Origin of the sequence: Massilia glaciei, assembly GCF_003011895.2 — a bacterium.
Lineage (GTDB): Bacteria > Pseudomonadota > Gammaproteobacteria > Burkholderiales > Burkholderiaceae_D > Telluria_A > Telluria_A glaciei.
This window is the reverse complement of the sequence record NZ_PXWF02000237.1, coordinates 1-22,625: the sequence shown is the minus strand read 5'-3', so window position 1 is coordinate 22,625 and position 22,625 is coordinate 1. Positions and strand designations below refer to the sequence as shown.

General features: G+C 66.8%; 15 protein-coding genes. 5 read left to right on the top strand and 10 right to left on the bottom strand.

What is annotated here, in order from left to right:
- Positions 1–188 precede the first annotated feature (188 nt).
- From C7C56_RS14665 to C7C56_RS14655, 3 genes are all read right to left on the bottom strand, one after another.
- Entirely contained in the window at positions 189–2,990 is a 2,802-nt protein-coding gene (locus C7C56_RS14665) for a M16 family metallopeptidase (RefSeq protein WP_106758119.1), read from the bottom strand.
- 239 nt (positions 2,991–3,229) lie between these two features.
- Positions 3,230–5,677, bottom strand: coding sequence for a TonB-dependent receptor plug domain-containing protein (locus tag C7C56_RS14660; RefSeq protein WP_106758118.1), 2,448 nt, complete (start codon positions 5,675–5,677; stop codon positions 3,230–3,232).
- A 246-nt stretch (positions 5,678–5,923) separates the two neighbouring features.
- Entirely contained in the window at positions 5,924–6,709 is a 786-nt protein-coding gene (locus C7C56_RS14655; protein ID WP_106758117.1) for a spermine/spermidine synthase domain-containing protein, read from the bottom strand.
- Positions 6,710–6,890: 181 nt separating this feature from the next.
- On the opposite strand from C7C56_RS14655, the gene C7C56_RS14650 reads away from it, so the two are divergent.
- Complete coding sequence (locus C7C56_RS14650; RefSeq protein WP_106758116.1) at positions 6,891–7,220, top strand: helix-turn-helix domain-containing protein; 330 nt, start codon at positions 6,891–6,893, stop codon at positions 7,218–7,220.
- Positions 7,221–7,251: 31 nt separating this feature from the next.
- Here the strand turns inward: C7C56_RS14650 and C7C56_RS14645 are convergent, their stop codons facing one another.
- Positions 7,252–8,124, bottom strand: a complete 873-nt coding sequence (locus C7C56_RS14645; protein WP_106758115.1) for a DUF2306 domain-containing protein — start codon at positions 8,122–8,124, stop codon at positions 7,252–7,254.
- A gap of 273 nt (positions 8,125–8,397) precedes the next feature.
- Between C7C56_RS14645 and C7C56_RS14640 the strand changes: the two genes are divergently transcribed.
- Positions 8,398–10,362 carry an acyltransferase family protein gene (locus C7C56_RS14640; protein ID WP_181373184.1) on the top strand — a complete coding sequence of 655 codons (1,965 nt, stop codon included), beginning with the start codon at positions 8,398–8,400 and terminating at the stop codon, positions 10,360–10,362.
- 159 nt (positions 10,363–10,521) lie between these two features.
- Here the strand turns inward: C7C56_RS14640 and C7C56_RS14635 are convergent, their stop codons facing one another.
- From C7C56_RS14635 to C7C56_RS14610, 6 genes are all read right to left on the bottom strand, one after another.
- Entirely contained in the window at positions 10,522–11,901 is a 1,380-nt protein-coding gene (locus tag C7C56_RS14635; RefSeq protein ID WP_229458786.1) for a sensor histidine kinase, read from the bottom strand.
- The gene (locus tag C7C56_RS14630; RefSeq protein ID WP_106758161.1) at positions 11,898–13,229 is read right to left on the bottom strand and encodes a sigma-54-dependent transcriptional regulator; all 1,332 of its coding nucleotides are present in this window, start codon (positions 13,227–13,229) and stop codon (positions 11,898–11,900) included. The genes C7C56_RS14635 and C7C56_RS14630 overlap by 4 nt, the downstream gene beginning before the upstream one ends.
- Before the next feature lie 189 nt (positions 13,230–13,418).
- The gene (locus tag C7C56_RS14625; RefSeq protein WP_106758113.1) at positions 13,419–14,654 is read right to left on the bottom strand and encodes an ABC transporter permease; all 1,236 of its coding nucleotides are present in this window, start codon (positions 14,652–14,654) and stop codon (positions 13,419–13,421) included.
- 19 nt (positions 14,655–14,673) lie between these two features.
- Positions 14,674–15,987, bottom strand: a complete 1,314-nt coding sequence (locus C7C56_RS14620; protein WP_106758112.1) for an ABC transporter permease — start codon at positions 15,985–15,987, stop codon at positions 14,674–14,676.
- Positions 15,988–15,997: 10 nt separating this feature from the next.
- On the bottom strand, positions 15,998–16,720 hold the full coding sequence (locus C7C56_RS14615) for an ABC transporter ATP-binding protein (protein WP_106758111.1): 723 nt from the start codon (positions 16,718–16,720) through the stop codon (positions 15,998–16,000).
- A 63-nt stretch (positions 16,721–16,783) separates the two neighbouring features.
- Positions 16,784–18,052, bottom strand: coding sequence for an efflux RND transporter periplasmic adaptor subunit (locus tag C7C56_RS14610; RefSeq protein WP_106758110.1), 1,269 nt, complete (start codon positions 18,050–18,052; stop codon positions 16,784–16,786).
- Positions 18,053–18,435: 383 nt separating this feature from the next.
- On the opposite strand from C7C56_RS14610, the gene C7C56_RS14605 reads away from it, so the two are divergent.
- From C7C56_RS14605 to C7C56_RS14595, 3 genes are all read left to right on the top strand, one after another.
- Complete coding sequence (locus C7C56_RS14605; RefSeq protein WP_106758109.1) at positions 18,436–20,262, top strand: CIA30 family protein; 1,827 nt, start codon at positions 18,436–18,438, stop codon at positions 20,260–20,262.
- A gap of 157 nt (positions 20,263–20,419) precedes the next feature.
- Positions 20,420–21,439, top strand: a complete 1,020-nt coding sequence (locus C7C56_RS14600) for a sensor histidine kinase (protein ID WP_229458785.1) — start codon at positions 20,420–20,422, stop codon at positions 21,437–21,439.
- Positions 21,436–22,041 (top strand): response regulator transcription factor, encoded by a 606-nt coding sequence (locus C7C56_RS14595; RefSeq protein WP_106758107.1) that lies wholly within the window; start codon positions 21,436–21,438, stop codon positions 22,039–22,041. The genes C7C56_RS14600 and C7C56_RS14595 overlap by 4 nt, the downstream gene beginning before the upstream one ends.
- The last annotated feature ends 584 nt before the right edge of the window (positions 22,042–22,625 follow it).

Below are 22,625 nucleotides of genomic sequence, written 5' to 3'. Positions count from 1 at the left end.
GGGGATGACGTTTATCCTTGTGGTTGTAAATTCGATTTCACGATTTTCGAGGCTTCCTGGACCGATTTGGCATCAGCTGGAAGTCAAGTTATTTGTTCCGGACGGCAGTGCGCCTTAGCGGGGATGACGTGTTGGTGACAAAAAAACGGCCCGACGAATCGGGCCGTTTTCACTGGCTCTTGCAGCGCTTACTTGGCGCCGGTCGGTGCCGGTGCTGCCGGCGCCGCCGCCGGAGCCGGCGCGGCCTTCTTGGCCGCGCTGGCGAAGTCGCCCGCGTACACGTGCAGGAACTTGCCAGGCTCGATGTACTTCCTGATCGCGGCGTTGGCCTGCTCGAGCGTGACAGCCATGATCTGAGCGTCCGTTTCGGCGGTGCGCGCGAAGGTGCGGCCCGACTTGAGGTGGTTGACATGGCCGGCGGCCAAGCCGCCATCCTGCGCGCGGCTGGTCTGGCGCTGCTGCATCTGGCCCTTCTTGGCCTCGTCGAGCTCGGTCGCGGTCATGCCGTCGCGGACATAACGCTCGAGCTCTTCCTTGATGCCGAGCTTGACGCGCTCGAGGTTCTCCGGCGCGTAGATCGCGTACATCCCGAGCGAGCCGTTTTGTTCGAAGCTCGATGCCTGCATGAAGCTGCCGGCGCCGTAGCTGATGCCGTCCTTCTGGCGCAGGCGGGCGAACAGGCGCGACTGTGTGCCGCCACCGATCACCTCGTTGACCAGCAGCGCGGTCGCATAATCCGGGTCGATGTCCTTGAGCTTGATCGGCAGCGCGGCCATGTAGAAGGCGTTGGCCTTCTCCGGGGTCTCGACCTGGCGCGCGTTCGGCTTCGGTGTCGGCATCGGCTCGGCCAGGCGGACAAACTTGTTCTTGCTGTTCCAGTTGCCGAACAAGTCCTTGAGCTGCGCCTCGACCTGGGCCGCGTCGAAGTCGCCGACCAACGCGAATTTGCCGTTGTTGGTGCCGTACATGGTCTGGTGGAAGCGCTTGGCATCGGCCAGGGTCGCCTCCTTGTAGCTGGCGATCGCCTCGTCGACGCTGCCAACGTAGCGGATGTCGCCCTTCTTGAACTGGTTCAGCTCCGTCTGCACCATGCGCACGCCGACCGCTTGCGGGTCGTTGCGGCTGCCGTCGATCGCGGTCAGGTTCTCGGCGCGCAGTTGTTCGAACTCGGTGGCCGGGAAGGTCGGGCTGCGCAGCAGGTCGCCGATCATGGTCAGCACTTCGGGCAGCTTGGCGCGCGAGGTCTGGAAGCGCACGCTCACGCCCGAACCCTTGCCGCTGATCGAGAGCTTGGTCTTGATCGCGTCGAGGCGGGTGGTGATCTCGGAGCGGCTCATCTTGCCGGCGCCGCGCATGAGCATGTCGGCGGTCAGGTCGGCGATGGCGGACTGGCCGAACAAGGTCTTCTCGTCGCCCACTTCAAGGTCGAACTGGCCGTTGACGGTCGCGGCGCGGGTCTTTTTGGGCAGAAACGCCAGCTTCAGGCCGTTCGGCAGGGTCACGCGGCTGGTGCGCTTTTCGATGTTGAGCGGGCTCACGTCGAACGCCTCGCCCTCGGCCACGGCGGCCTGGCCCGTGTAGTTGGCGAGCAGCTTGGCCACGTCCGGCGTGGCCGGGGTGACGGTGCGGTCCGATTCCTTCATCGGCAGGAAGCGGCCGAAGGTCCGGTTGGTTTCCTTGAAATAGTTCTCGGCCGCCTTCTGGACGTCGGCCAGCGTCATCGCCTCGATGCGGTCGCGGTTCAGGAAGAACAGGCGCCAGTCGCCCATCGCGATCGACTCCGACAGTTCGGTGCCCAGCGCCTGCGGGTTGTTGATGGTCTTGTCGATGTCGTTGAGCAGGCTGGCCTTGGCGCGGCCGAGCTCTTCGGCGGTTACCGGACGCTTCTTCATGCCCTCGATGTGCTCGAGCATGAGCTTGCGCGCCTCGTCGACCGACTGGGTCTTCGACAGCTCGGACCAGAACACGATGTAGCCCGGCTCGGCCAGGGCGAGCGCCCAGTTGCTCACGCCGACGGCCTTTTTGCCCTCGACCATGGATTTGTGCAGGCGGCCGTTCGGGCTGCTGGCCAGCACCTCGCCGAGCAAGGCGATGGCGGTCGAGTCGGCGTGCGAGCCGGACGCGGTCGGGTACAGCACCGCGGCCAGGGTCTTGTCGCCGATGCGCTTGACCGTCAGCTCGCGCGCGCCGTCGCGCGCGGCGTCGGCCGTGTAGGTCGGGCTCAGCACGCGCGTGGGGCGCGCGATCGCGCCGAAATTTTTCTCGATCAGGGCCAGCGTCTTGGCCGGGTCGAACTTGCCGGCCACTACCAGCACCGCGTTGTCGGGCTGGTAGTACTTGCGGTAGAAGTTCTGCAGGTTCTCGATCTTGACGTTCTCGACGTCGGCGCGCGCGCCGATCGTGCTCTTGCCGTAGTTGTGCCAGTCGTAGGTGACCGCGGTCATCTGCTTCCACAGCACCAGGTGCGGATTGTTCTCGCCGCTTTCCATCTCGTTGCGCACTACCGAGAATTCCTTCTCCAGTTCCGAGCGCAGGATGGTGCTGTTGACCATGCGGTCCGCTTCCATCGCCAGCGCCCACTCGAGGTTGGCGTCGGTCGCCGGGAACGTCTCGTAGTAGTTGGTGCGGTCCATGAAGGTGGTGCCGTTGAAGTCCATGCCGCGCTTGCCCATCGCCTCCATCAGGTTGCCGCTGGTCGCGGTGCCCTTGAACACCATGTGCTCGAGCAGGTGGGCCATGCCGGTCTCGCCGTAGTTCTCGTGGCGGCTGCCGACCAGGTAGGTGATGTTGACGGTCGTGGTCGGCTTGGAGGAGTCCGGCGCGAGCAGCACGCGCAGGCCGTTCGGCAGCGTGTATTCGGTGATGCCTTCGACGGTGCTCAGCTTGGCGGCTTTGACGGCGGCGGCCGGCGCGGCGGCGTCGGCCGCCAGCGCTGGCATGGTAAAGCCGAGGGAAAGGGCGAGCGTGAGGACTAGTGGTTTAAGACGCATGCGTACTCCTGTTTGACCGGTTGCCGGTTCGATTGATCAACGTGGCGCGCATTGTGTGCGCGCACGCTGCGCGTTTGCGCAGTAGAACCAGATTCAAACACGCGGGAGGGGCATCTGTCCATTCTTTCGTTGCTTTTTTTATCACTAAGACATCAGAAAAGCGGACTGGTTGCCGCGGGCTGCTCCATTCGCCTTTATTGTTGCGAAACTAAGTAGAAAGCCTAGAACGCGTAGAAAGCTTAGAACGCCACGTCCAGGCGTGCATACACCTGGCGCCCGTTCACGCCGATCGGGCAGGTTTCCCAGCAGTGGGTGAAGCCCAGTTGCGGGAACGGCGCGGCGCGCGTCTTGTCCCACTCGGTCGGGTAGGTGTCGAACACATTGTTGGCGCCGAGCGCGACGCTGATGCGCTTGGTGAGCGCGTAGCGCAGCGACATGTCGACCAGCCATTTCGATTCCCAGGTCTGGATGAACGGCGCCGTGAAGCCCTCGCCCTGCACCGCGCCGTAGTAGTTGGCGCGCGTGTTCACGTTCCAGGCGCCAACCGTGTAGTCGGCCGCGACCACGTGGTGGCGGCGCGGCTGGCCGCGCTCGAGCAGGGTCACCTGCGAGCGGTCGAACAGTTGTTCGCCCGTCAGCACGCTCGACTGCGAGTGGCGCCCGGTGACCTCGGTCTCATTGAAGCCGAGCTGGCCCGACAGCACCAGGGTCGAGCCCGCGAGCCTGGTGGTGTGCTCGGCCACGATGTCGAGGCCGGTGGTCGAGGTGCTGACCGCGTTGGTGAAGAACTGCGCCTGGCCGGCCTTGAGCGGGTTGAGGATGGCCGCGATCGCCGGGGTGCTCGGCGAGATGGCGCTCGAGAACACGATGCGGTCGTCGATGTCGATGCGGTACAGGTCGCCCGTGACCGAGAAGTTTTTCTTCAAGCGCACGAGCATGCCGACGCTGGCGCTCTTCGAGGTTTCCTCCTTGAGCGGGGCGATGCCGAAGGCGCGCGTGATGGCGCTGCCTTCGCGCGCGGTCAGGGTGTCGGTCAGTTCGCCGGCCGCGTTGAGGTTGGTCGACACCGAGCTGTAGAAGCGCTGCTGCACGCTCGGCGCGCGGAAGCCCGTCGAGGCGCTGGCACGCAGGCCGAGCGTTGGCGACGGGTCGTAGCGCAGGCTCAGCTTGCCGGTGGTGGTGGCGCCGAAGTCCGAGTAGTTCTCGTAGCGCACGGCGGCGGCGGCGAACAGCTTGTCGGTCAGGTTGTGCTCGACGTCGAGGTAGAGGGCGACGTTGTGGCGCCCGTCGTCGACCGCCGTGCCCGGGGTGTAGCCGGGAAAGCCCTGCATGCCCGACGCCGCTGCGCCGCCGACCTGGTCGCGGATCACGATCGCCGGGTTGTTGGTGCGCCCGTACTGGCACGAGACCGGGGCGCCGGCGACGATCTGGTAGTTGTCGGCGCGGTACTCGAAGCCGGCGGCGACGGCGAAGCGCTTGCCGCCGAGGCTCATCGGACCATTGATGTCGGCGTTGAAGGTGGTTTGGTTGAACTTGAGCTTGCCGGTGTCGGCCTCGAGCGGCGATTCGGCGTGGATGCCACCGCCCGGCTTCGGCTCGTACCAGTAGCTCACGTTGATCGAATTGCGCTCGCGGAATCCGAGTTCGCTGCGGCCGTGGTTGACGCTCAAATCCATCCGCCAGTCGTTGGACAGCTCGCGCTTGAAGCCGACGGCGAACGAGGCGTCCTTGACGGTGGTCATGATGTTCGGCAAAAAGCCGTTCGGGTAGACCGCCGGAACGGTGCGGCCGTCGCCGGCCGAGCGGAAGAAGCCGGCCGAGTCGCCGGTGCGCCTGGAGGCGCCGCCGAAGGCGTACAGCTCGCCGTCCGGACCGGCCGGGATGGCGGCGTTGAACCACACGAAGGCGTCCTTGGCGAGGCTGTCGCCGATGCGCTGGGTCACGCGCGGCGGATCGACGCGCAGTGTGTCGGGCCCGGCGCGGTTGGTCTCGCCGCGGCGGCGCGCCTCGACCGACAGGTTCAAAAAGCCGCGCTCGCCGAGCCGCACGCCGGTGTTGGCGCTGCCCGAGACCAGGTCGCCGTCGCCCTCGGCGGTGGTGCCGACGGTGCTGCTGATCTGGGTCTCCTTGACCTGGGACTTGAGCACGATGTTGATCACGCCGGCGATCGCGTCGGAGCCGTACTGGGCGGCGGCGCCGTCGCGCAGCACCTCGATGTGCTGGATCGCCGACAGCGCAATGGCGTTGATGTCGGTGCCGGCCGAGCCGCGCCCGATGGTTTGCTGCACGTTCACCAACGCCTGCTGGTGGCGGCGCTTGCCATTGACCAGCACCAGCAGCTGGTCGGGGCCGAGTCCGCGCAGGGTGCCGGGGCGGATGATGTCGGTGCCGTCGCTGATGAAGGTGGACGAGAAGTTGAACGAGGGGTCGAGCGTCTGCAGCAGCTTGCCCAGTTCCAGCGGGCCGGCGCCGGCCAGGTCATTGGCGCTGATCAGGCCGACCGGGACGGCGGTGTCGAGCGCGGTCTTGGCGCTCGAGCGCGATCCGAGCACGACCACCGTCTGGGTCGGCTCGGCGGCGGGCGCGGCGGCGGCCTGCGCCTGCGCGTAGGCCTGTTGCAGCGCGAGCATCATGGCCGAGGCCAGCAGGGTGCGGTTCAGAGTGCGTTTGCCCTTGGTGTGGTTCATGTCATCCCTCTGTTTTTTTTGCGGTTTGTCGTGGCGCGCCCGGTGGGGCGGCCTGAACTTTCGGGGCGTGCCATTGTGGGGAGCGCGCGAAGTGGCAAAAATATTGCAGGAGGGAAACGGGAGCGCCTAACGCGGTTTGCGGATGTGTTGCGTTTTACATTCCAAAAAGAAATATTGAATATTTATCAAATTGGCACATGGGAAAGGCTGGTAACATTGCCGGTTGGTTAAAATTTCTTTTCAGCGTTATTGGTGGTCGTGCATCCACGATTTGAGGCCGGTGACCCAGCCTTTGGCGGGCAGGTTGAGGGCGCCCTTGATCTCGGCGGCGCGTCTGTGGAGCACGCTGAAATCGATCTGCGGCGCTCTTTTAAAGGCGATCACGACGATATTGGCGTCGTGCACCTCGGGCAGCCAGACGACGGCGTCGAACACGGCCTCCATGGCCCGCAGGTTCTTGTCGTAGTTGGAAAAATCGCCGAACACATTGGTCGTCATCACGCCGTCCGCGGTCAGGCAGTCGAGGCAGCCCTGGTAGAACTCGGGCGTGTCGAGCACGGGCCCGCGCGCCTGTTCGTCGTACAGGTCGACCTGCAGCACGTCGACGCTGTTGTGGTTGGCCTGGTCGAGCACGAAGTCGAGCGCGTCCATCTCGCGCACCGCGAGCCGCTCGTCGTCGGGCGGCAGCGCGAACAGGGCGCGGCAGATCGCGATCACGTTCGGGTTCAGTTCGACCGCGGTCACGCGCGCGCCGGGCAGGCGGTGGTAGCAGAACTTGGTCAGCGCCGCGCTGCCGAGGCCGAGCTGGACGACGTGCCCGGGGCGCTCGATGAACAGCAGCCACATCATCATCATGCGGATGTAGTCGAGTTCGATGGCGTCGGGCTTGTCGATGCGCATCGCGCCCTGGACCCACGAGGTGCCCAGGTGCATGAAGCGCACGCCGCGGAACTCGGTGATCGTGGCGGGCGGATGTCCGGGCTGCTCGAAGCGGCCGGCCCCGGTCGACGGGGGGGAGGGTTTGCGGGGCATGGGAGAAAGGGGATGGACTGTGCAGGCGCCCATCTTACCAGTCCGCCGCTGCGCGAAGGGTTCGCAGGACGATGGACAAGCCTACTTCCGGGGGGGACATTCGCCGCATGCCCACCGCCGTCGAAAACTGCGAAATTAAGGACTTTCAACCCCAGCGGTCAAAAATTGAAGGAAAATCGGCGTGCCCTTGAAAAATAAACCTCTTGGCAAGTCCGAGCTGGACGCCTACGAGGCGACACGCGACCTTGCAGCCGAGTTGCTGCAGTCGGTGCGCGAAATGAAAGCCGGCCAGGTGGCAGTCGCAGCATCACCGGTCGTTGCGTCACTGGTCGTTGAGGCGCGGCTCAAGACCGGGCTGTCGCAGTCCCAGTTTGCGGCCCTTTTAGGCGTCTCCGTGCGCACCTTGCAGGGCTGGGAGCAGGGGCGCAAGCGCCCGAGCGGCGCCGCGCGCACCTTGCTCGCGATCGCCGCGGCAAACCCCAAGGCATTGTTGGCCGTCGCAGGCAAGTGAGGCCGTAGGCCGTCGCCAAGTACATCCGGGTCTAAATGTGCGGCAACCACAAGCCCATGGTCGCCACGCCGATGCCCACGCCCATGGCCAGGGTCAGCGCCAACAGGCCCGCCGCCATCGCGATTTTGCCGCCGGCGCCGGCGCGGTCCTGCGCGCGCAGATAGAGCTCGAGCACGGCAAGCGGCAACAGGGTTTGCGCAAACGACAGGAAGGACAGGAAGGGGCCGCGGAATGTCTCAGGGTCGAAACCGGCCGGGCCGCCGTTGACGACAATCCAGAACATCAGGCCGACCCGGAAGAACCAGACGCCGCTGACGACGAGGAACAGGCGCAGCGCCCAGCGGCGGTGCAGTGCGAATTTGCGGGCGAGCGCATGGCGCAGCGCCATGGCGCCGCAGACGACCACGAGCAGCGCGTTGAAGCTGATCCCGAGGTGCTGCATCAGGTCGCCGGCAGCCCCCCGGAACCACACCATGTACAGCCCCGTGAGACTGGCGGCGACGGCGCTCAGCAGATAGACCCGTCCGTTCCAGCGGTGGAAGGCCGGCGCCCGGGTGCGCAGTTGGGGAACCAGTTGGAGCAGCCCGCCGAGCATGATGATGGCGGCCAACAGCATGTGGCCCGCGAGGGCGGCGTTGCCGATTGAATCGCCAGGAACATAACCGTGCGGCATGACCTTGTTCCAGGCCGCGAAGTTGCCCTGCACCGTGGAGCGGCCATACAGCGCCACGATATACACGACAAAAATCAGTTGGCCGATGGCGGTCACGGCGAGCCAGAAAGCGGCCGCGGCCTTGAGGGCGGTCCCCGCGAAATCCTGCAGCGAACGGCGCCGCGCCGATGTCGTGGTGGCGCCATGCTGTTGCTGGGCAAGGCCGGCCTGCGTCGTCGATCCGAATGTCATATCTATCTTTCCGTGCGTTGAGTTGTAGGCTCGACAATAGAGCGACGTCCCGGAACCGGCAAGCCTATTCCCTGGCCGGTGCGGCGGACGGCGGTTTTAAGGGGTTGAATGACGATCATCAGAGCGGTATTGTCCGACATAACGCGCTCATCAATATTTGCGCCGGGGCCGCCGTTCCATCAAAGGGCAAGCACCGGATCCGGGCTGATAGAATGAACCATTTCCAGCAAGAAAAGTCTGAAGCGGATGGACTATAGAAGAGAAATAGACGGCTTGCGTGCCCTCGCCGTTTTGCCCGTGGTTTTTTTTCATGCGGGATTCCAAACGTTTTCCGGCGGCTTCGTGGGCGTCGATATCTTCTTTGTCATCAGCGGCTACCTGATCACGACGATCATCATCTCGGACATGGAGAAGGGCGCGTTTTCGCTCGCCGATTTTTATGAGCGCCGGGCGCGGCGCATACTTCCCGCCTTGTACATCGTCATGTTCTCCTGCCTTGGGCTCGCGTGGGTGAGCTTGATGCCGGCCGATCTGAAAAGTTTCGCGCAAAGCCTGATCGCGGTGTCGGGCTTCGGGTCGAATTTCCTGTTCTGGCAGGCAGGGGGGTATTTCGCCACTGCCGCCGAACTGGCGCCCTTGTTGCACACCTGGAGCCTGGCGGTGGAAGAGCAGTTTTATCTAATCTTCCCCGTCTTTCTGATGCTGGCGTGGGGTTCGGGACGCCGGCGCACCCTGCTCATGCTTGCGCTCGTGGCCGTGGCCAGCCTGGCACTGGCGCAGTGGGCCGCGATGAATCGGCCGGGGGCCGCCTTTTTCCTGTTGCCTATGCGCGGCTGGGAATTGCTGCTTGGCGCGTTCGCCGCCTTCCATCTGAAAGCCGGCGGCCGTGAGCCGCATGCCTGGCTGGGCCAGCTTGGGGGGCTGCTCGGGTTGCTGCTCATCGTCTTCGCCGTCCTCGCGTTCGACAAGCAAACGCCATTCCCCGGCCTGTACGCGCTGGTTCCGACCGTGGGCAGCGTGCTCATCTTACTATTTGCCGGGCCACAAACATTGGTCGGCCGGTTGTTGGGCAGCCAGTTGCTCGTCGGCGTAGGGTTGATCAGCTACAGCACCTACTTGTGGCACCAGCCATTGCTCGCGTTCGCCAAACACCGTTATCTAAGCGAGCTGGACACCACCGTTTCGGGCGTCCTGATCGCCGCGTCGGTGGCGCTCGGCTATCTGACCTGGCGCTTCGTCGAGGCGCCGTTCCGCGACAGGCGGCGCTTCGGGCGCAGGCGGATAGTCGGGTACAGCCTTGCGGGCAGTGCATTCTTCATCCTGGTCGGATCCTATTGGAATTTCCAGGACGGATACAAAGGCCACTATTACGACACCCTGTCGGAACAGCAAAAAGGCAGGGCGCAGCTGATCGCGGCGCACACTGCCTATGACATGTACGACTTCATGTTCGACGACGGCGATTGCCGGTTCTGGGGGCGCACCATGACGCCCGAGTTGGAGCGCAGGTTCGGCGCCTGCGCCAAACGCTACGGCAAGGCCGTCCTCGTTTTCGGCGATTCGCACGCGATGAATCTCTACAACGTCATGGCGAAGGCGCGCGTGTCCCCGTTTGTCGTCGGCGTGTCCCAAGGGTACTGCCGGATCGACACCGATAAAAGTTTTTGCAAATTCGGCGAATTGCGCGGCTTCCTGCGCCGGCATGCGATGGAGGTCAAGGTGGCCGTCTACCATCAAACGGGAAACTCGATGTTGCACAACGAAAAGGGTGATGCCTTTCCACCCGAAAAATTCAACGGGCGCACCCCGCTACGCATAAACGTCGGCCAGATCGACAAGGTCTTCGGCTACCTGGGCCGGGACGGGGTCCCGCTCAGATTCGTCTGGGTCGGCCCGTGGGCCGAGGCGCAGGTGTCGTCACGTGAGATACTGTTTCGTCAGGCAAAAATGAACGGTATCAGCCTGGCCGCCTTCAAGGAGTTGGACCGCGCGATAGCCCGGGGCAGCCGGACATCCGGCGTCGAGTATTTTTCCCTGGTCGACGCGTTTGCGTCCAGTGAATATTCCTTGTGGAACAAGGATTGCCTGATATTCAAAGACCTGAACCATCTCAGCCGCTGCGGCGAGGATTTCATGGCCGCCGCGATCGCCGACGATTTTTGGGCCGCCGTGATCGGCGGCGGCGCGCTGCCGGGCGGCTCGGGGCGAATCGACACGGTCCCTGAAGAGCTGCCCTAGGAGGCTGTCGGACTTAGGATCGTCGGCTGCAAAAAGTGCTGGACGGTCCATATTTCGCCGCTTTCTCGGCCAATAGCTCGCTATTGGCTATGCGAAATCATCAAAATCTGTCCTCGTCCAGCACTTTTTTCGCTTCGACTCCCTAAGTCCGACACGCTCCTAGCGTCCGGGTGCCGGCAGGATCAGGCTCACCACCAGCCCGCCGCCGTCGCGGTTGGCCAGCGTGATGCGCCCGCCGTGGGCCTCGGCGATCTCGCGCGCGAGCGCCAGGCCCAGGCCGGTGCCGCTGCGCTTGGTCGAGTAGAACGGCACCAGCGCGTTGGTCAGCACCGCCTCGTTCATGCCCTGGCCGCGGTCGAGCACGTCGATGCGCAGCATGCCCAGCGCGCTCTTGACGCGCAGTTGCACCTGCCCCGGCGGCGAGCCCGACTCGTGCGCGTTTTTGAGCAGGTTCAGCATGGCATGCTCGAGCTGGGCGGGATCGACGTGGGCCGGGTCGGCCGGCAGCGCGCCGTCGACCGAGAACGGCACCTGGTCGGCCAGCCGCGCGGCGAACTCGTCCCAAGCGCAGGCCTCGAGCCGCGGCGAGGGCAGCTTGGCGAAGCGCGCGTAGCCGAGGATGAAGGTCTCCAAATGGCGGGTGCGCTCCTCGATCGTCGCGAGGATCTGCGGCAGGCGCTCGGTCTGGCCGCGCCGCACCAACTCGGCGCCCGAGTGCGCCAGCGAGGTGAGCGGGGCGAGCGAGTTGTTCAGTTCGTGGCTGATCACGCGGATCACCTTTTTCCAGGTCTGCACCTCCTGGCGCCGCATCTCCAAGGTGAGCTGGCGCAGCAGCAGCAGCTCGTGCTTGCGCCCGTTGAGCGTGAAGCTGCGCCGCGCCAGGTGGTAGACCTCCTCGTCGTCGCCGTCGCCGGTGGTGAACAAGCCGTCGCCGCCGCGGGCGAGCGCCTCGCCCAGCGCCGGCGCGGTGCTGTCGATGATCGCGTCCAGGGGGTGGCCCTCGAGCTTGCGTCCCGCGCCCAGCAACTGGCGCGCGGCCACGTTGGCGTACACGATGGCGCCGCCGCCGGCCACCAGGAGCATCGCCACCGGCGTGTTCTGTACCATGGTGTCGAGCAGCAGTTCGCGCTGCACCAGCCCAATGCGCTGCTCGCGCAGCACATTGCCCAGCGCGTTGTGGCCGGCCACGAGGTCGGACAGTTCGTCGTTGTGGGGCCAGTGCAGGCCGAACGAGAAATCGGCGTCGCGGTAGCTCGCGACCGTGCCCTCGAGCGCGCGGAACATCGACAGCACCGGCCGCACCCGGGCCGCGACCGCGAGGTACGCCAGCGGCAGCATGGCCGCCATGCACAAGCCGAACACCAGCAGCGGCCGGTCCGGCAGCAGCATGTGCAGCGCGAGCGCGGCGAGCACGCCGAGCGCGAGCAGGGTGCCCACCAGCGCCATGCAGCGCGTCACCAGCGACAGGCGCATGCCCCGGGCCAGCGCGGCCGCGGGTGCCGGCGCCGGCGCCGGCATCCCGGGCTCGGCGCCGCTCACGCGCGTTCGATCCTGAGCCGCTCCATGCGCCGGTACAGCGCCTGGCGCGACAGGCCCAGGTCGGCGGCGGCCTGCGCGATCACGCCGTTGGCGCGCGAGAGCGCCTGGCCGATGGCGTCGCGGTCCGGTTCGGCCTCGGCGGCGGGCGCGGGGCCCGGCGGCAGCCCGAGGTCGGCCGCCGTGATCAGGTCGCCCGCGGCGAGCAGGTTGGCGCGCGCCATCACGTTCTTGAGCTCGCGCACATTGCCCGGCCAGCCGTGTGCCAGCAGCGCGCCCTCGGCCGAGCCGCCCAGGCTCTTGCCCTTGCCCAGGAAGCTGGCGGCGAGCGGCAGGATGTCGGCCGGGCGCGCCGCCAGGGAGGGGAGCCGCAGTTCGATCACGTTGAGGCGGTAGAACAGGTCCTCGCGGAAGGTCCCGGCGCGCATCATCGCGCCCAGGTCGGCGTTGGTGGCGCTGATCACGCGCACCCGCACCTGCCGTTCGCGGTTCGAGCCGAGCCGCTCGAAGCGCCCCGTCTCGAGCACCCGCAGCAGTTTCATCTGGCCGGCCAGCGGCAGGTTGCCGATCTCGTCGAGGAACAGGGTGCCGCCGTCGGCCGCCTCGAACTTGCCCTCGCGCGCGCGCGAGGCGCCGGTGTAGGCGCCGGCCTCCGCCCCGAACAGTTCGGCCTCGATCAGCTCGGACGGCAGCGCGCCGCAGTTGAGCACCACGAAGGGGCCGTCGCGCACCGCCGAATTGGCCTGGATGATCTCTGCGATGCGCTCCTTGCCGGTGCCGTTGGGACCGCTGATCAGGACCGGCACGTCGGCGCGCGCGACCTGGCAGGCCAGCTGCAGGACGCGTTCGGTGGCCGGGTCGCGCCACACCAGGCCGCGCAGGTCGAAGCCGGTTTCGAGCTCGCGCCGTTCGCGCCGCTCGCGCGCGGCGCGCCGGGCCAGCGCGCGGTTGGCCTGGCCCAGTTCGACCAGGTTGGCCACGCTCGCGAGCAGGCGGTCGTCGTTCCACGGTTTGGACAGGTAGTCGGCCGCGCCCGAGCGGATCAGCTCGACGGCGGCGTCGAGGTGGGTCCACGCGGTCAGCAAGATGACGGGCAGGTCGGGATGGCGCCGGCGGATCTCGCGGAACAGCGCGACCCCCTCGGCCCCCGAGGTGGTGTCGGCGCTGAAGTTCATGTCCTGGATCACCAGGTCGACCTCGGTGCGCGCGAGCAGCGCCAGCCCCTCTTCGGGCGAGGCCGCGCGCAGCGCGTCGATGTCGTGCAGGGAGAACAGGACTTCGAGCGCGATCGCGACCGCGGCGTTGTCGTCAATGATCAGTACAGTAGGCATGGCCGCAAGCATAGCATCGTCACAAATCTAAAACCACCTCGCCCTCGCGGAGGCGGGTGTCGCGAAAGGGCGAGCCGCGCCGCGCGCCACGACAAGCGCCTGTGGCACCCCCGATAGCGGAAGATTTCGAGACGGCATCCCTGACTTTGGGCGTTGCCGCCCAGTATCGCCTGCGCGACTTCCACAACGTCAGGCGCTGCGCGTGGCCGTGGCCGGCGATATGCTCGCCGCGCGCCATGCCGGGCCGTACACCGCGAGCAAGCCGAGCAGCCAGAACAGGGCGGCGCCCGCGCCCAGGTAGCCCAGCGGCAGGCGCGCCATCTCGAGCTTGGACACGAGCAGCGAGTTCAGTCCCACCGCGAACAGCACGCCGGCGCCGATGCCGGCGCTGGTGATCATGAAGTTCTCGGTCAGGAAGTAGCGCAGGATGTCGACCCGGCGCGCGCCCAGCGCGCGCCGCACGCCGATCTGCTTGCGCCGCTGCTGCACCCACAGGCTGGCCATGCCGACGATGCCGCTGGCGGTGATCAGGAGCAGCAGCGCGCTGACCGTGACGAGCATCCACGACAGCGCCATGTCGGAGCGGTAGCGCTGCTTGCGCACCTCGTCGATGGACTGCATCCGCAGCAGCACCGGGGTGGCCGACTGCTTGCGCAGGGCCGCCTCGGCCTCCTTCATGACGCGCTCGCGTTGGCCCTTCTCGGCGCGCACCGCGTAGTTGATGCTGTAGTCGTTGGTCACCAGCGCCGGCAGGATGACCGAATACAGGCCCCTTTCGCTGACCTGCGCGCCCTGCGTCTGCAGGCGCTCGACCACGCCGACCACCTGCGCGCCCTCGGCCTCGGTGCCGGTCCCGAAGTACAGGGTCTTGCCGATCACGGAGGTGGCGTCGGGCCATGTTTTTTTGGCCAGCGCCTGGGTGACGATGACCTGCCGCGGCGGCACCCGGTCGGCGGTGGCGTCCTTGACTACCACGTCGGCGGGGCTGAAGTCGCGCCCCTCGACCAGCTTCAGGCCCCAGGTCTGGATCATCGAATCGGCCGAGTAGTAGACCGAGGCCGGCCAGGTCGGCGCGTCCTGCTTCGAGTCGGCGGCCACGCTGCTGGTGCTGCCCGACTGCGACATCGGGACCTGGTTGACGAAGGCGGCCGAGGTCACGCCGCCGACCGCGCGCAGGGCCGCGGTCGCGCCGCGCTGGCTTGCGACCTGTTCTTCGTGGCTGCCCCGCTTGAGGTGCTGCACCGAGATCGTGAACAGGCTGCCCTCGTCGGCCAGGCCGCTGGGGCGGCTGGCCACGCCTTGGCGCACGTTGACGATGTGCAGGGCGTTGGCCAGGATGCCCAGGCTGATCGCGACCTGGAGCGCGACCAGGATGGCGCCGGTTTTGCTGCGCAACAGCGCAGAGAGGATGGGACGGATTTCCATGGAGGTTCTCTCGGTTCGGTTACTGCGATTTAAGTTGGATGGCCGGCGTGACCTGGCACGCGCGCCAGGTCGGCAGCAGCCCGGCCAGCACGGCGGCCAGCAGCGACAGGCCGAAGGTCGCGCCCAGCATGGTCCAGTCCATGTGCGCCACCGTGGCCAGGTCGTCGGACTGGGTGCGGATCAGGGCCAGCGCGCCGAAGGCGAGCAGCAGGCCGAGCACGCCGCCGGCCAGGCCGACCACGCCGGTCTCGATCAGGAACTGCTGGAAGATCTCCCTGCGCGAGGCGCCCAGCGCGCGCCGGATGCCCACCTCGGCCGCCCGCACCGAGAATTTGGCCAGCAGCAGGCCGATCGTGTTGACCAGGCAAAGCAGCAGGAAGCCGAACGCGAGCCAGACCGAGAGCCGGTTGTCGTTGCCGACCACCTTCTGGCGCTCGAGCCACTCCATCACGTTGTATAGCTTGTTGGGCGCGTTGCGCTTCATGCGGCCCAGCTTGCGCTGCTCGGCGCTGTAGTTGTCGATGTAGTTCTGCAGCGCGGCGCGCTCGCCGGCCGCGTTCATCTCGAAGTAGAACTGGATCCAGGTGCATTCGGAGTCGAGCAGGCCCTGGTAGCCGGGCGCGCGGCGCGCGCTGCAGCTCATGCTGCCCGAGTGGCCCGACTTGTTGCGGATCGCGGTCGACAGCGGCACCATGAATTCCTCCTGGACGCCGAAGGCGCCGGGCCCGCCGATCAGGCGGTAGAACTTGGGCACCATGCGCCACTTGTCCATGACCCCGACGATCTGGTGCGGCAGGCCCTCGAGGTTGATGCGCTTGCCGACCGGGTCGGCCTCGCCGAACAATTTTTCGGACAGGGCGCGGCTGAGCACGACCACGTCGGCGCCCTTCTTGTCGTCGTCCTCGCTCCATGGCTGGCCGTACTTGAACGGCACGCCGAACATGGCGAAGAAGTCGCGGCTCGGGGCCAGGCCCTCGACCGAGAGCATGCCGAGGTCGGCGCGCCCGGCTTCGAGCGCGTAGGTGGTGCCGAACAGGCCCGTCTTGCGCACGCCCTGGTCGCTCCTGAGCAGGTTCATGGCGTCGATGTAGGTGAGCTGGTCGTCGGCATCGCGCTCGGACGGCACATAGCCCTCGAGCGGTCCGATGTCCATGGTCGGTATGAAGATCTTGTCGCTCTTGCCCGGGATCGGGTCGCCCGACATCACGTGCAGGATGGTCAGGGTCGAGACGCTGGCGGCCACGCCGATGGCCAGGGTCAGCACCATCAGGGCGGTCAGCGCCGGGTTGCGGCGCAGGCTGCGCACGCCGAGCAGGAAGTAATATTTGAACATGCCCCGCTCCTTAAGCGACGTGGTTGGCGGCGCCGGCCTTGGCGTCGAACAGCGTCGGCGCCTTGCGCACCAGGTCCGAGACCTGGCCGTCGATGATGTGCACGTTGCGCTGGGCGCGCACGGCCAGTTCGGGGTCGTGGGTGACCATCAGGATGGTGGTGCCCTGGGCGTTGATCTCCTCGAGCAGCTCCATCACGCCGCGCGCCATCTGGGTGTCGAGGTTGCCGGTCGGCTCGTCGGCGAGCAGCAGTTTGGGCGAGCCGGCCAGCGCGCGCGCGATCGCCACGCGCTGCTGCTGTCCGCCCGACAGTTCGGCCGGGTAGTGCTTCATGCGCGAGGCCAGGCCGACCTTGGCCAGCGCGTCCTCGATGCGCTTGCGCCGCTCGGCCGCGTTGTAGCCGCGGTAGCGCAGCGGCACGTCGACGTTGTCGAACAATGACAGGTCGGGGATCAGGTTGAAGCCCTGGAAGATGAAGCCGAGTTTTTCGTTGCGCAGGCGCGAGCGGGCGTTGTCGTCCATGCCGGCGACGTTGACGCCGTCGAGGATGTACTCGCCGCTGGTGAACTCCTCGAGCAGGCCGGCGATGTTCAGGAAGCTGGTCTTGCCCGATCCAGAGGGTCCGGTGACGGTGACGAACTCGCCCTGGTTGACCTGGATTTCGAAGCCGCGCAGCGCGTGCGTTTCGATCATGTGGGTGCGGTAGACTTTGCTCAGGTTGTTCATGCGCAGCATGGGTGTCCTCTTCGGGTGACTGGGTTGATGTGGGTGCGGACTGAAGTCGGTGCTAGTCCGGTGTCAGTTGTTGATCGAGACGCGTTGGGCGTTGTTGAAGGTGTCGGTGCCGGCGATGACGACCTGGTCGCCGATCTTGAGGCCGCCGAGGATCTCGACCGACGAGACGCTGGTCGCGCCGACCTTGACCGGGGTGCGCACGGCCACGCCGTTGTGCACCACATACGCGAAGCGCCCGCCCTCGAGCTCGAGGAAGGGGCCGCGCGGCAGCATGACGACGTTGGCGCGCTCCTCGATGAGCAGGCGCGCGCTCACGCGCTGGCTCTGGCGCAGGCCGGCCGGCTGGGCGCCGTCGAAGCGCACCCGCGCCAGCACCTGGCTGTTGACCACCTCGGGCGAGAGCGCCGACAGCTTGCCGTTGACGGTGCCGGCCGGCAGGTTGACCTCGGCCGTCATGCCGAGGCCAAGGTCGGCCGCGTAGGTTTCGGGGATCGCCAGTTCGACCTCGAGGCGCGACAGGTCGACCAGCGTCATGAGGGCGGTGTTGGCGGCGACCACGCCGCGGTTCTGCACCGACAGGGTGCCGATGAAACCGTCGACCGGGGCGCGCACGGTCAGCTCGTCGACGCGGCGCTGGGCGTTGGCCATCGACAGGCGCTGGCGTTCGAGCGCGCTTTGCCGGGTTTTGAGTTCGAGCGTGACGTCGTCGCCTTCGAGCACGGCGGCCTGAGCGGCGTGCTTGGCGCGGATGGCGGCCGAGTTGACCGCGTCCTTGGCCTTTTGCAGATCGATCTTGGCGATGATGCCGACCTGGCCGACGCTCTCGTAGCGCTCGAGCGTGCGCTGGGCCGAGACGCTGTCGATCTGGGCGGTGTCGGCCTCGCGCTGGGCCAGCAGCTTCTGCTTGCGCGCCAAGATGTGCTGGCGCGCGACCTCGGCGACGAGTTGTTCGTGGCTCGATTGTTCGCGTTTGAGCGCGTCGGACAGATCGGGCGATTCGAGCACCGCCAGCACCTGGCCCTTCTTGACCGTGTCGCCCGCCTCGACCTTGAGCGTGACCGTGGCCGGCGCGGTCGAGTACAGGGTGGGGCTGACGGCGGCGACCAGGCGGCCGGTCACGGCGACGTCGCGCACCAGGGTGCCGCGGGTGACCTCGGCCACGCGCAGGCGCGCCGCGTTGACCGAGTGTTCGCTGCCGCTCCAGCCCAGCAGCACGTAGGCGCCGGCGGCGAGCGCGGCGGCGCCGGCGGCGCTCCAGAGCAGGCCGCGTTTGAGGCGCTGCGCCGGCGGGGTGGTCAGCACGGCGTCCTGGGATGAGGTGTCTTTGATCATGGTGGCTGCCCGGATGTAATTACAAGTGGTGGAGCACGAACCGTGCCAAAGGCTAAGTGATTGATTTTAAAAGGAAGGCGCCGGGCGGCCGCGCTGTCCGTGCGCGTGCGGACAGGGTCGCTGGACGGTGCGCGGACAGCGGGCGGGAAAGGTTCAAGGTGGAGCGGGGCCCGACTTAAGAAATACCACCACATCGTCCCCGCCTTCGCGAGGACGATGTGGGTTTTTGTCGTTCAAATTATATCGACACGATTTCTGGAGCGTCTCACTCATAGATGCGGCGCGCTCCGGGTGACAAATGTCATGCCAAAGTCATGTCGTTTGCGTCTGGCGGCCATCGCCCGCCGGCGGCATGATGGATGCATCCAAACCAAGGAGCAAACATGAAACAAGCATTCGTCAAGCCGCTGGTCAAGACACTCTTCCTCGCCGGCGTGTTCGGCGTTTCGATGGCGGCGTCCGCCGCCCCCACGCTGGTGCAGGACGTGCGCGTGTTCGACGGCGAGCGCATGCACGCCAAACGCTCGGTGCTGTTCGACGGCGCGGTGATCGTCAACGCCGACCACCGCGGCGCGGCGCCGCGCGGCGCGACCGTGGTCAGTGGCGCCGGCCGCACCCTGCTGCCGGGCCTGATCGACGCGCACGTGCACGCCTACCGCCATCCCGAACTGCCGTTGCTGTTCGGCGTGACCACCCAGGTCGACATGTTCACCGCCGTGCAGGTGATGCAGGACGCGACGCGCAAGATGAAGGCGGGCGGGAACCGCGAGCAGGCCGACCTGTTCTCGGCCGGCACCCTGGCCACCGCGCCGGGCGGGCACGGCACCCAGTTCGGCATGCCGATCCCGACCCTGAGCGCGCCCGGCCAGGCGCAGGCGTTCGTGGACGCGCGCATCGCCGAGGGCTCGCACTTCATCAAGATCGTGATGGAATCGGGGCGGCCCGGCCATGCCACGCCGAGCCTCGACGAGGCGACCGTCAAGGCGCTGGTCGCGGCCGCGCACGCGCGCGGCAAACTGGCGGTGGTCCATATCAGCACCGCGGCCGACGCCCGCAAGGCGCTCGCGATGGGCGCCGACGGCCTGGTCCACCTGTTCGTCGGCGAGGCCATGCCGGCCGCCGAACTGGCCAGCCTCGTCGCGCTGGCCAAAGAATGGAGGGCCTTCGTGATCCCCACCTTCAGCGTCCTCGAGAGCGTGGCCGGGGTCGGCGCGGCCGACATCCTGGGCGACGCCGGGCTGGGCGCGCTGATGGACAAGGAGCAGACCGCGACGCTCAAATCGAACTACGCGGGCGGCGCCAGCCGCCCCGGCCTGCTGGCCGCGCCCAACGCGCTGGTGGCGGCGCTAGCCAAGGCCGGGGTGCCGGTGCTGGCCGGCACCGACGCCGGCAATCCGGGCACCCAGCACGGGATCAGCATGCACCACGAAATGGCCTCCCTGGTGAAGGCCGGATTGACGCCGGTGCAGGCGCTGGCGGCGGCCAGCGCCGCGCCGGCGGCCGCCTTCAGGCTCGGCCAACGCGGCCGCATCGCCAACGGCTACAAGGCCGACCTGCTGCTGGTCGAGGGCGATCCGGGCAGCGACATCGCCGCAACCCGCCGCATCGTCGCCGTCTGGAAGGACGGCGCCGACGCCGCCCCCCTGCGCGAGAAGCAGCGCGCGCTGGTGGCGCGGGAGCGCGCGGCCAAGCCGCCCGGGATGCTGGCGCTGCCGGCCGACGGGCGCATCAGCTTGTTCTCGAAGGACAAGCTGGCCGGCCCGTTCGGCGTCTGGATGCCGTCGGACGACGGTTTCATGGGCGGAAAATCGAAGGTCAAGGTGCAGGCCGGCGCGCCCGACGCCAACGCGCAAGCGCCGCTGGCCGTCAGCGCCAGCGTCGCCGCGGGGTTTCCGTATCCATGGGCCGGCGTCGCCTTCATGCCGGGCGCGCAGCCGATGCAGCCGGCCAATCTGAGCGCGGCTAGGCTGGTGCGCTTCAAGGTGCGCGGCGACGGCCAGACGTACGCCGTGTCGATGATGTCGCAAGGGGGGGCGATCCCGGTCAGCAAGGGCTTCACGGCGGGACCCGAGTGGACCGAGGTGGCGATGCCGTTCGCCGACTTCAAAGGCATAGACACAAGTGCAATCACCATGATAGCGTTCAATGCCGGTCCCAAGCCGGGCGAGTACAAGTTTGAGCTTGCGGACGTGCGCCTGTTGAATGAGTAAGGAGTAAGTAAGCGGGTCTGAACAATCGGAACAACAAAAGGCGCGAAGGCAAATGGTCGGCATCGACAGAATCAGGCGAGTGATCGCGGGACCGTGGACTCCCCCCAAGTTTGGCAAGGCGCCATACCTGTGGGTTACCAGCATCGGGTTCCTGTTCTTGAAATACACACGCGGCTTGCCGGGCCCGGGTGAGGGCGCGGCCCTGGCCCTGACCATGCTGGTGTTTGTCCCGATGTATTTCGCCAGCTTCTGGCAGCACCGGGAGCGCGCGCTCAACGTGCTGCTGGTGCTTGGCTTTTGCCTGCTCGGCGCGTTGTGGGCGCGGCACAATCCGGGCGCCTCGACCTTTTTCATCTTCGCCTGCGCCATGTGCGCCGGCATCGAGTCGCAGCGCAGGGCCTATCTGCTGATGGCCGTGGTGCTGGCGCTGGCTCTGCTGGTGGCGCTGCCGCTTGGCCGCAGCCAACTGTATTTCGTGCTGCCGGCGCTGGCCGGCGGGATTCCGATCGGCGTCTCGAGCATCATGGAGAGCAGCGTGCGCCGCTCGCGCGACCAACTGCTGCGCAAGCAGGAGGAGGTCGAGTACATGGCCACCATCGCCGAGCGCGAACGCATCTCGCGCGACCTGCACGACCTGCTCGGCCACACGCTCTCGCTCATCACGCTCAAGGCCGAACTGGCGGGCAAACTGGTCGAGCGCGACCCGGCCGCCTGCCGCGCCGAGATCAAGGACATCGAAACGAGCGCGCGCACCGCGCTGTCGGAGGTGCGCGCCGCCGTCACCGGCTACCGCCAGACCGGCTTCGCGCACGAACTGGGAAGCGCGCGGGTCAGCCTGGCCGCTGCCCGGGTCACGCTCGGCGCGACGGTGGCGCCGATCGCGCTGCCGGCGGCGGCCGAGAACGTGCTGTCGCTGGCGCTGCGCGAGGCGGTGACCAACATCGTGCGCCACGCCGGCGCGCGCCACTGCGAACTCAGTCTCGCGCTCGAGCACGGCAAGATCGTGTTGCGGGTCGCCGACGACGGCACCTCGCTGACCAGCGTCGGCGCGCTATTGCACGGCAATGGGCTAAGCGGCATGCACGAGCGCGTCGAGGCGCTCGGGGGCACGCTGGCCCTGCGCCTCGAACGCGGGCTGGCGCTTGAATTGCGCTTGCCGATGGGAGCGGCGGCATGATCCGGATCCTGATCGCCGAAGACCAGGCGCTGCTGCTGGGGGCGCTGGCGGCCCTGCTCAGGCTCGAGGGCGACATCGAGGTGGTCGGCATGGCGCCCAACGGCCAGCAGGCGCTGGCCATGTGCAAGGAGCACCGGCCCGACGTCGTGCTCACCGATATCGAAATGCCGCTCATGACGGGGCTCGAACTGGCCGCCGCGCTGGCCGAGCTCGGGTTGCCGTGCAAGGTCGTGATCGTGACCACCTTCGCGCGCAGCGGCTACCTGCGGCGCGCGCTCGCGGCCGGGGTGCGCGGCTATCTGCTCAAGGACGCGCCGGCCGAAAATCTGGCCGCGGCGATCCGCACCGTGCACGGCGGCGGGCGCGTGGTCGCGCCCGAGCTCGCGCTCGAGAGCTGGAGCGGCGGCGCCGACCCGTTGTCGGAGCGCGAGCGCCAGGTCCTGCGCCTGGCCGGCGAGGGCAAGAGCAGCGCCGACATCGCCCGGCTGATCCACCTGTCGGAGGGCACGGTGCGCAACTACCTGTCGGAGGCGATCAGCAAACTCAACGCGGGCAACCGGGTCGAGGCGTTCCGGCTCGCGCGCGACGCCGGCTGGCTCTAGCAGCCTTTCGGGCGTGTGTCACGAACACAAGTGAGAGCTTGTGATGCTGTATTGAAGATGGGAGCAGGCCTCCCGAAGTCGGCTTGCAGGAGCTGGCTTCAAACCGCCCAGTGCCGCTGCGATCAAAAGTCGTGGTGGTGAGCGACTGGGGAAAAGGCATCGCAAAGATGTCAGGTACGTGTTGAGAAGATGAGCGAAAGCAAACCGGCCGATGACGCATCGTTAGGCTGATAAATACTGTCAAAACTGGGGCCGGTCCGATGCTCCAGGATTAATCGGGACGATACCTGTTTACGGGCCCGGTGGCAGTCGGTGTAAAGGCAGCATGAGCTCAACACAGGCTTCGGTATGGAACGTGAGAACCTTGTTCTGGATGCGAAGGGAAATGACAAATGGCAGACACCATGAGGAAGAATACCGATGCCGGAACGAGGGGCGGAGCTGCCCGTAGTAGCGATGAAGCCCTTGTAATGAGGGTGGAGCGAAGGGGCGGCGTTATCCCGTTGACGAAAGTTGCCAACCCGCTACGCGGGGATGAGTGACATGACATCAGCAAAACCTTTCAGTATTGCTAAGCGTACCGT

Coding starts and splice junctions, on each gene's coding strand:
- C7C56_RS14665 (WP_106758119.1), bottom strand. CDS start 2,990: ATGCGTCTTAAACCACTAGTCCTCACGCTCGCCCTTTCCCTCGGCTTT.
- C7C56_RS14660 (WP_106758118.1), bottom strand. CDS start 5,677: ATGAACCACACCAAGGGCAAACGCACTCTGAACCGCACCCTGCTGGCC.
- C7C56_RS14655 (WP_106758117.1), bottom strand. CDS start 6,709: ATGCCCCGCAAACCCTCCCCCCCGTCGACCGGGGCCGGCCGCTTCGAG.
- C7C56_RS14645 (WP_106758115.1), bottom strand. CDS start 8,124: ATGACATTCGGATCGACGACGCAGGCCGGCCTTGCCCAGCAACAGCAT.
- C7C56_RS14630 (WP_106758161.1), bottom strand. CDS start 13,229: ATGCCTACTGTACTGATCATTGACGACAACGCCGCGGTCGCGATCGCG.
- C7C56_RS14625 (WP_106758113.1), bottom strand. CDS start 14,654: ATGGAAATCCGTCCCATCCTCTCTGCGCTGTTGCGCAGCAAAACCGGC.
- C7C56_RS14620 (WP_106758112.1), bottom strand. CDS start 15,987: ATGTTCAAATATTACTTCCTGCTCGGCGTGCGCAGCCTGCGCCGCAAC.
- C7C56_RS14615 (WP_106758111.1), bottom strand. CDS start 16,720: ATGCTGCGCATGAACAACCTGAGCAAAGTCTACCGCACCCACATGATC.
- C7C56_RS14610 (WP_106758110.1), bottom strand. CDS start 18,052: ATGATCAAAGACACCTCATCCCAGGACGCCGTGCTGACCACCCCGCCG.
- C7C56_RS14605 (WP_106758109.1), top strand. CDS start 18,436: ATGAAACAAGCATTCGTCAAGCCGCTGGTCAAGACACTCTTCCTCGCC.
- C7C56_RS14595 (WP_106758107.1), top strand. CDS start 21,436: ATGATCCGGATCCTGATCGCCGAAGACCAGGCGCTGCTGCTGGGGGCG.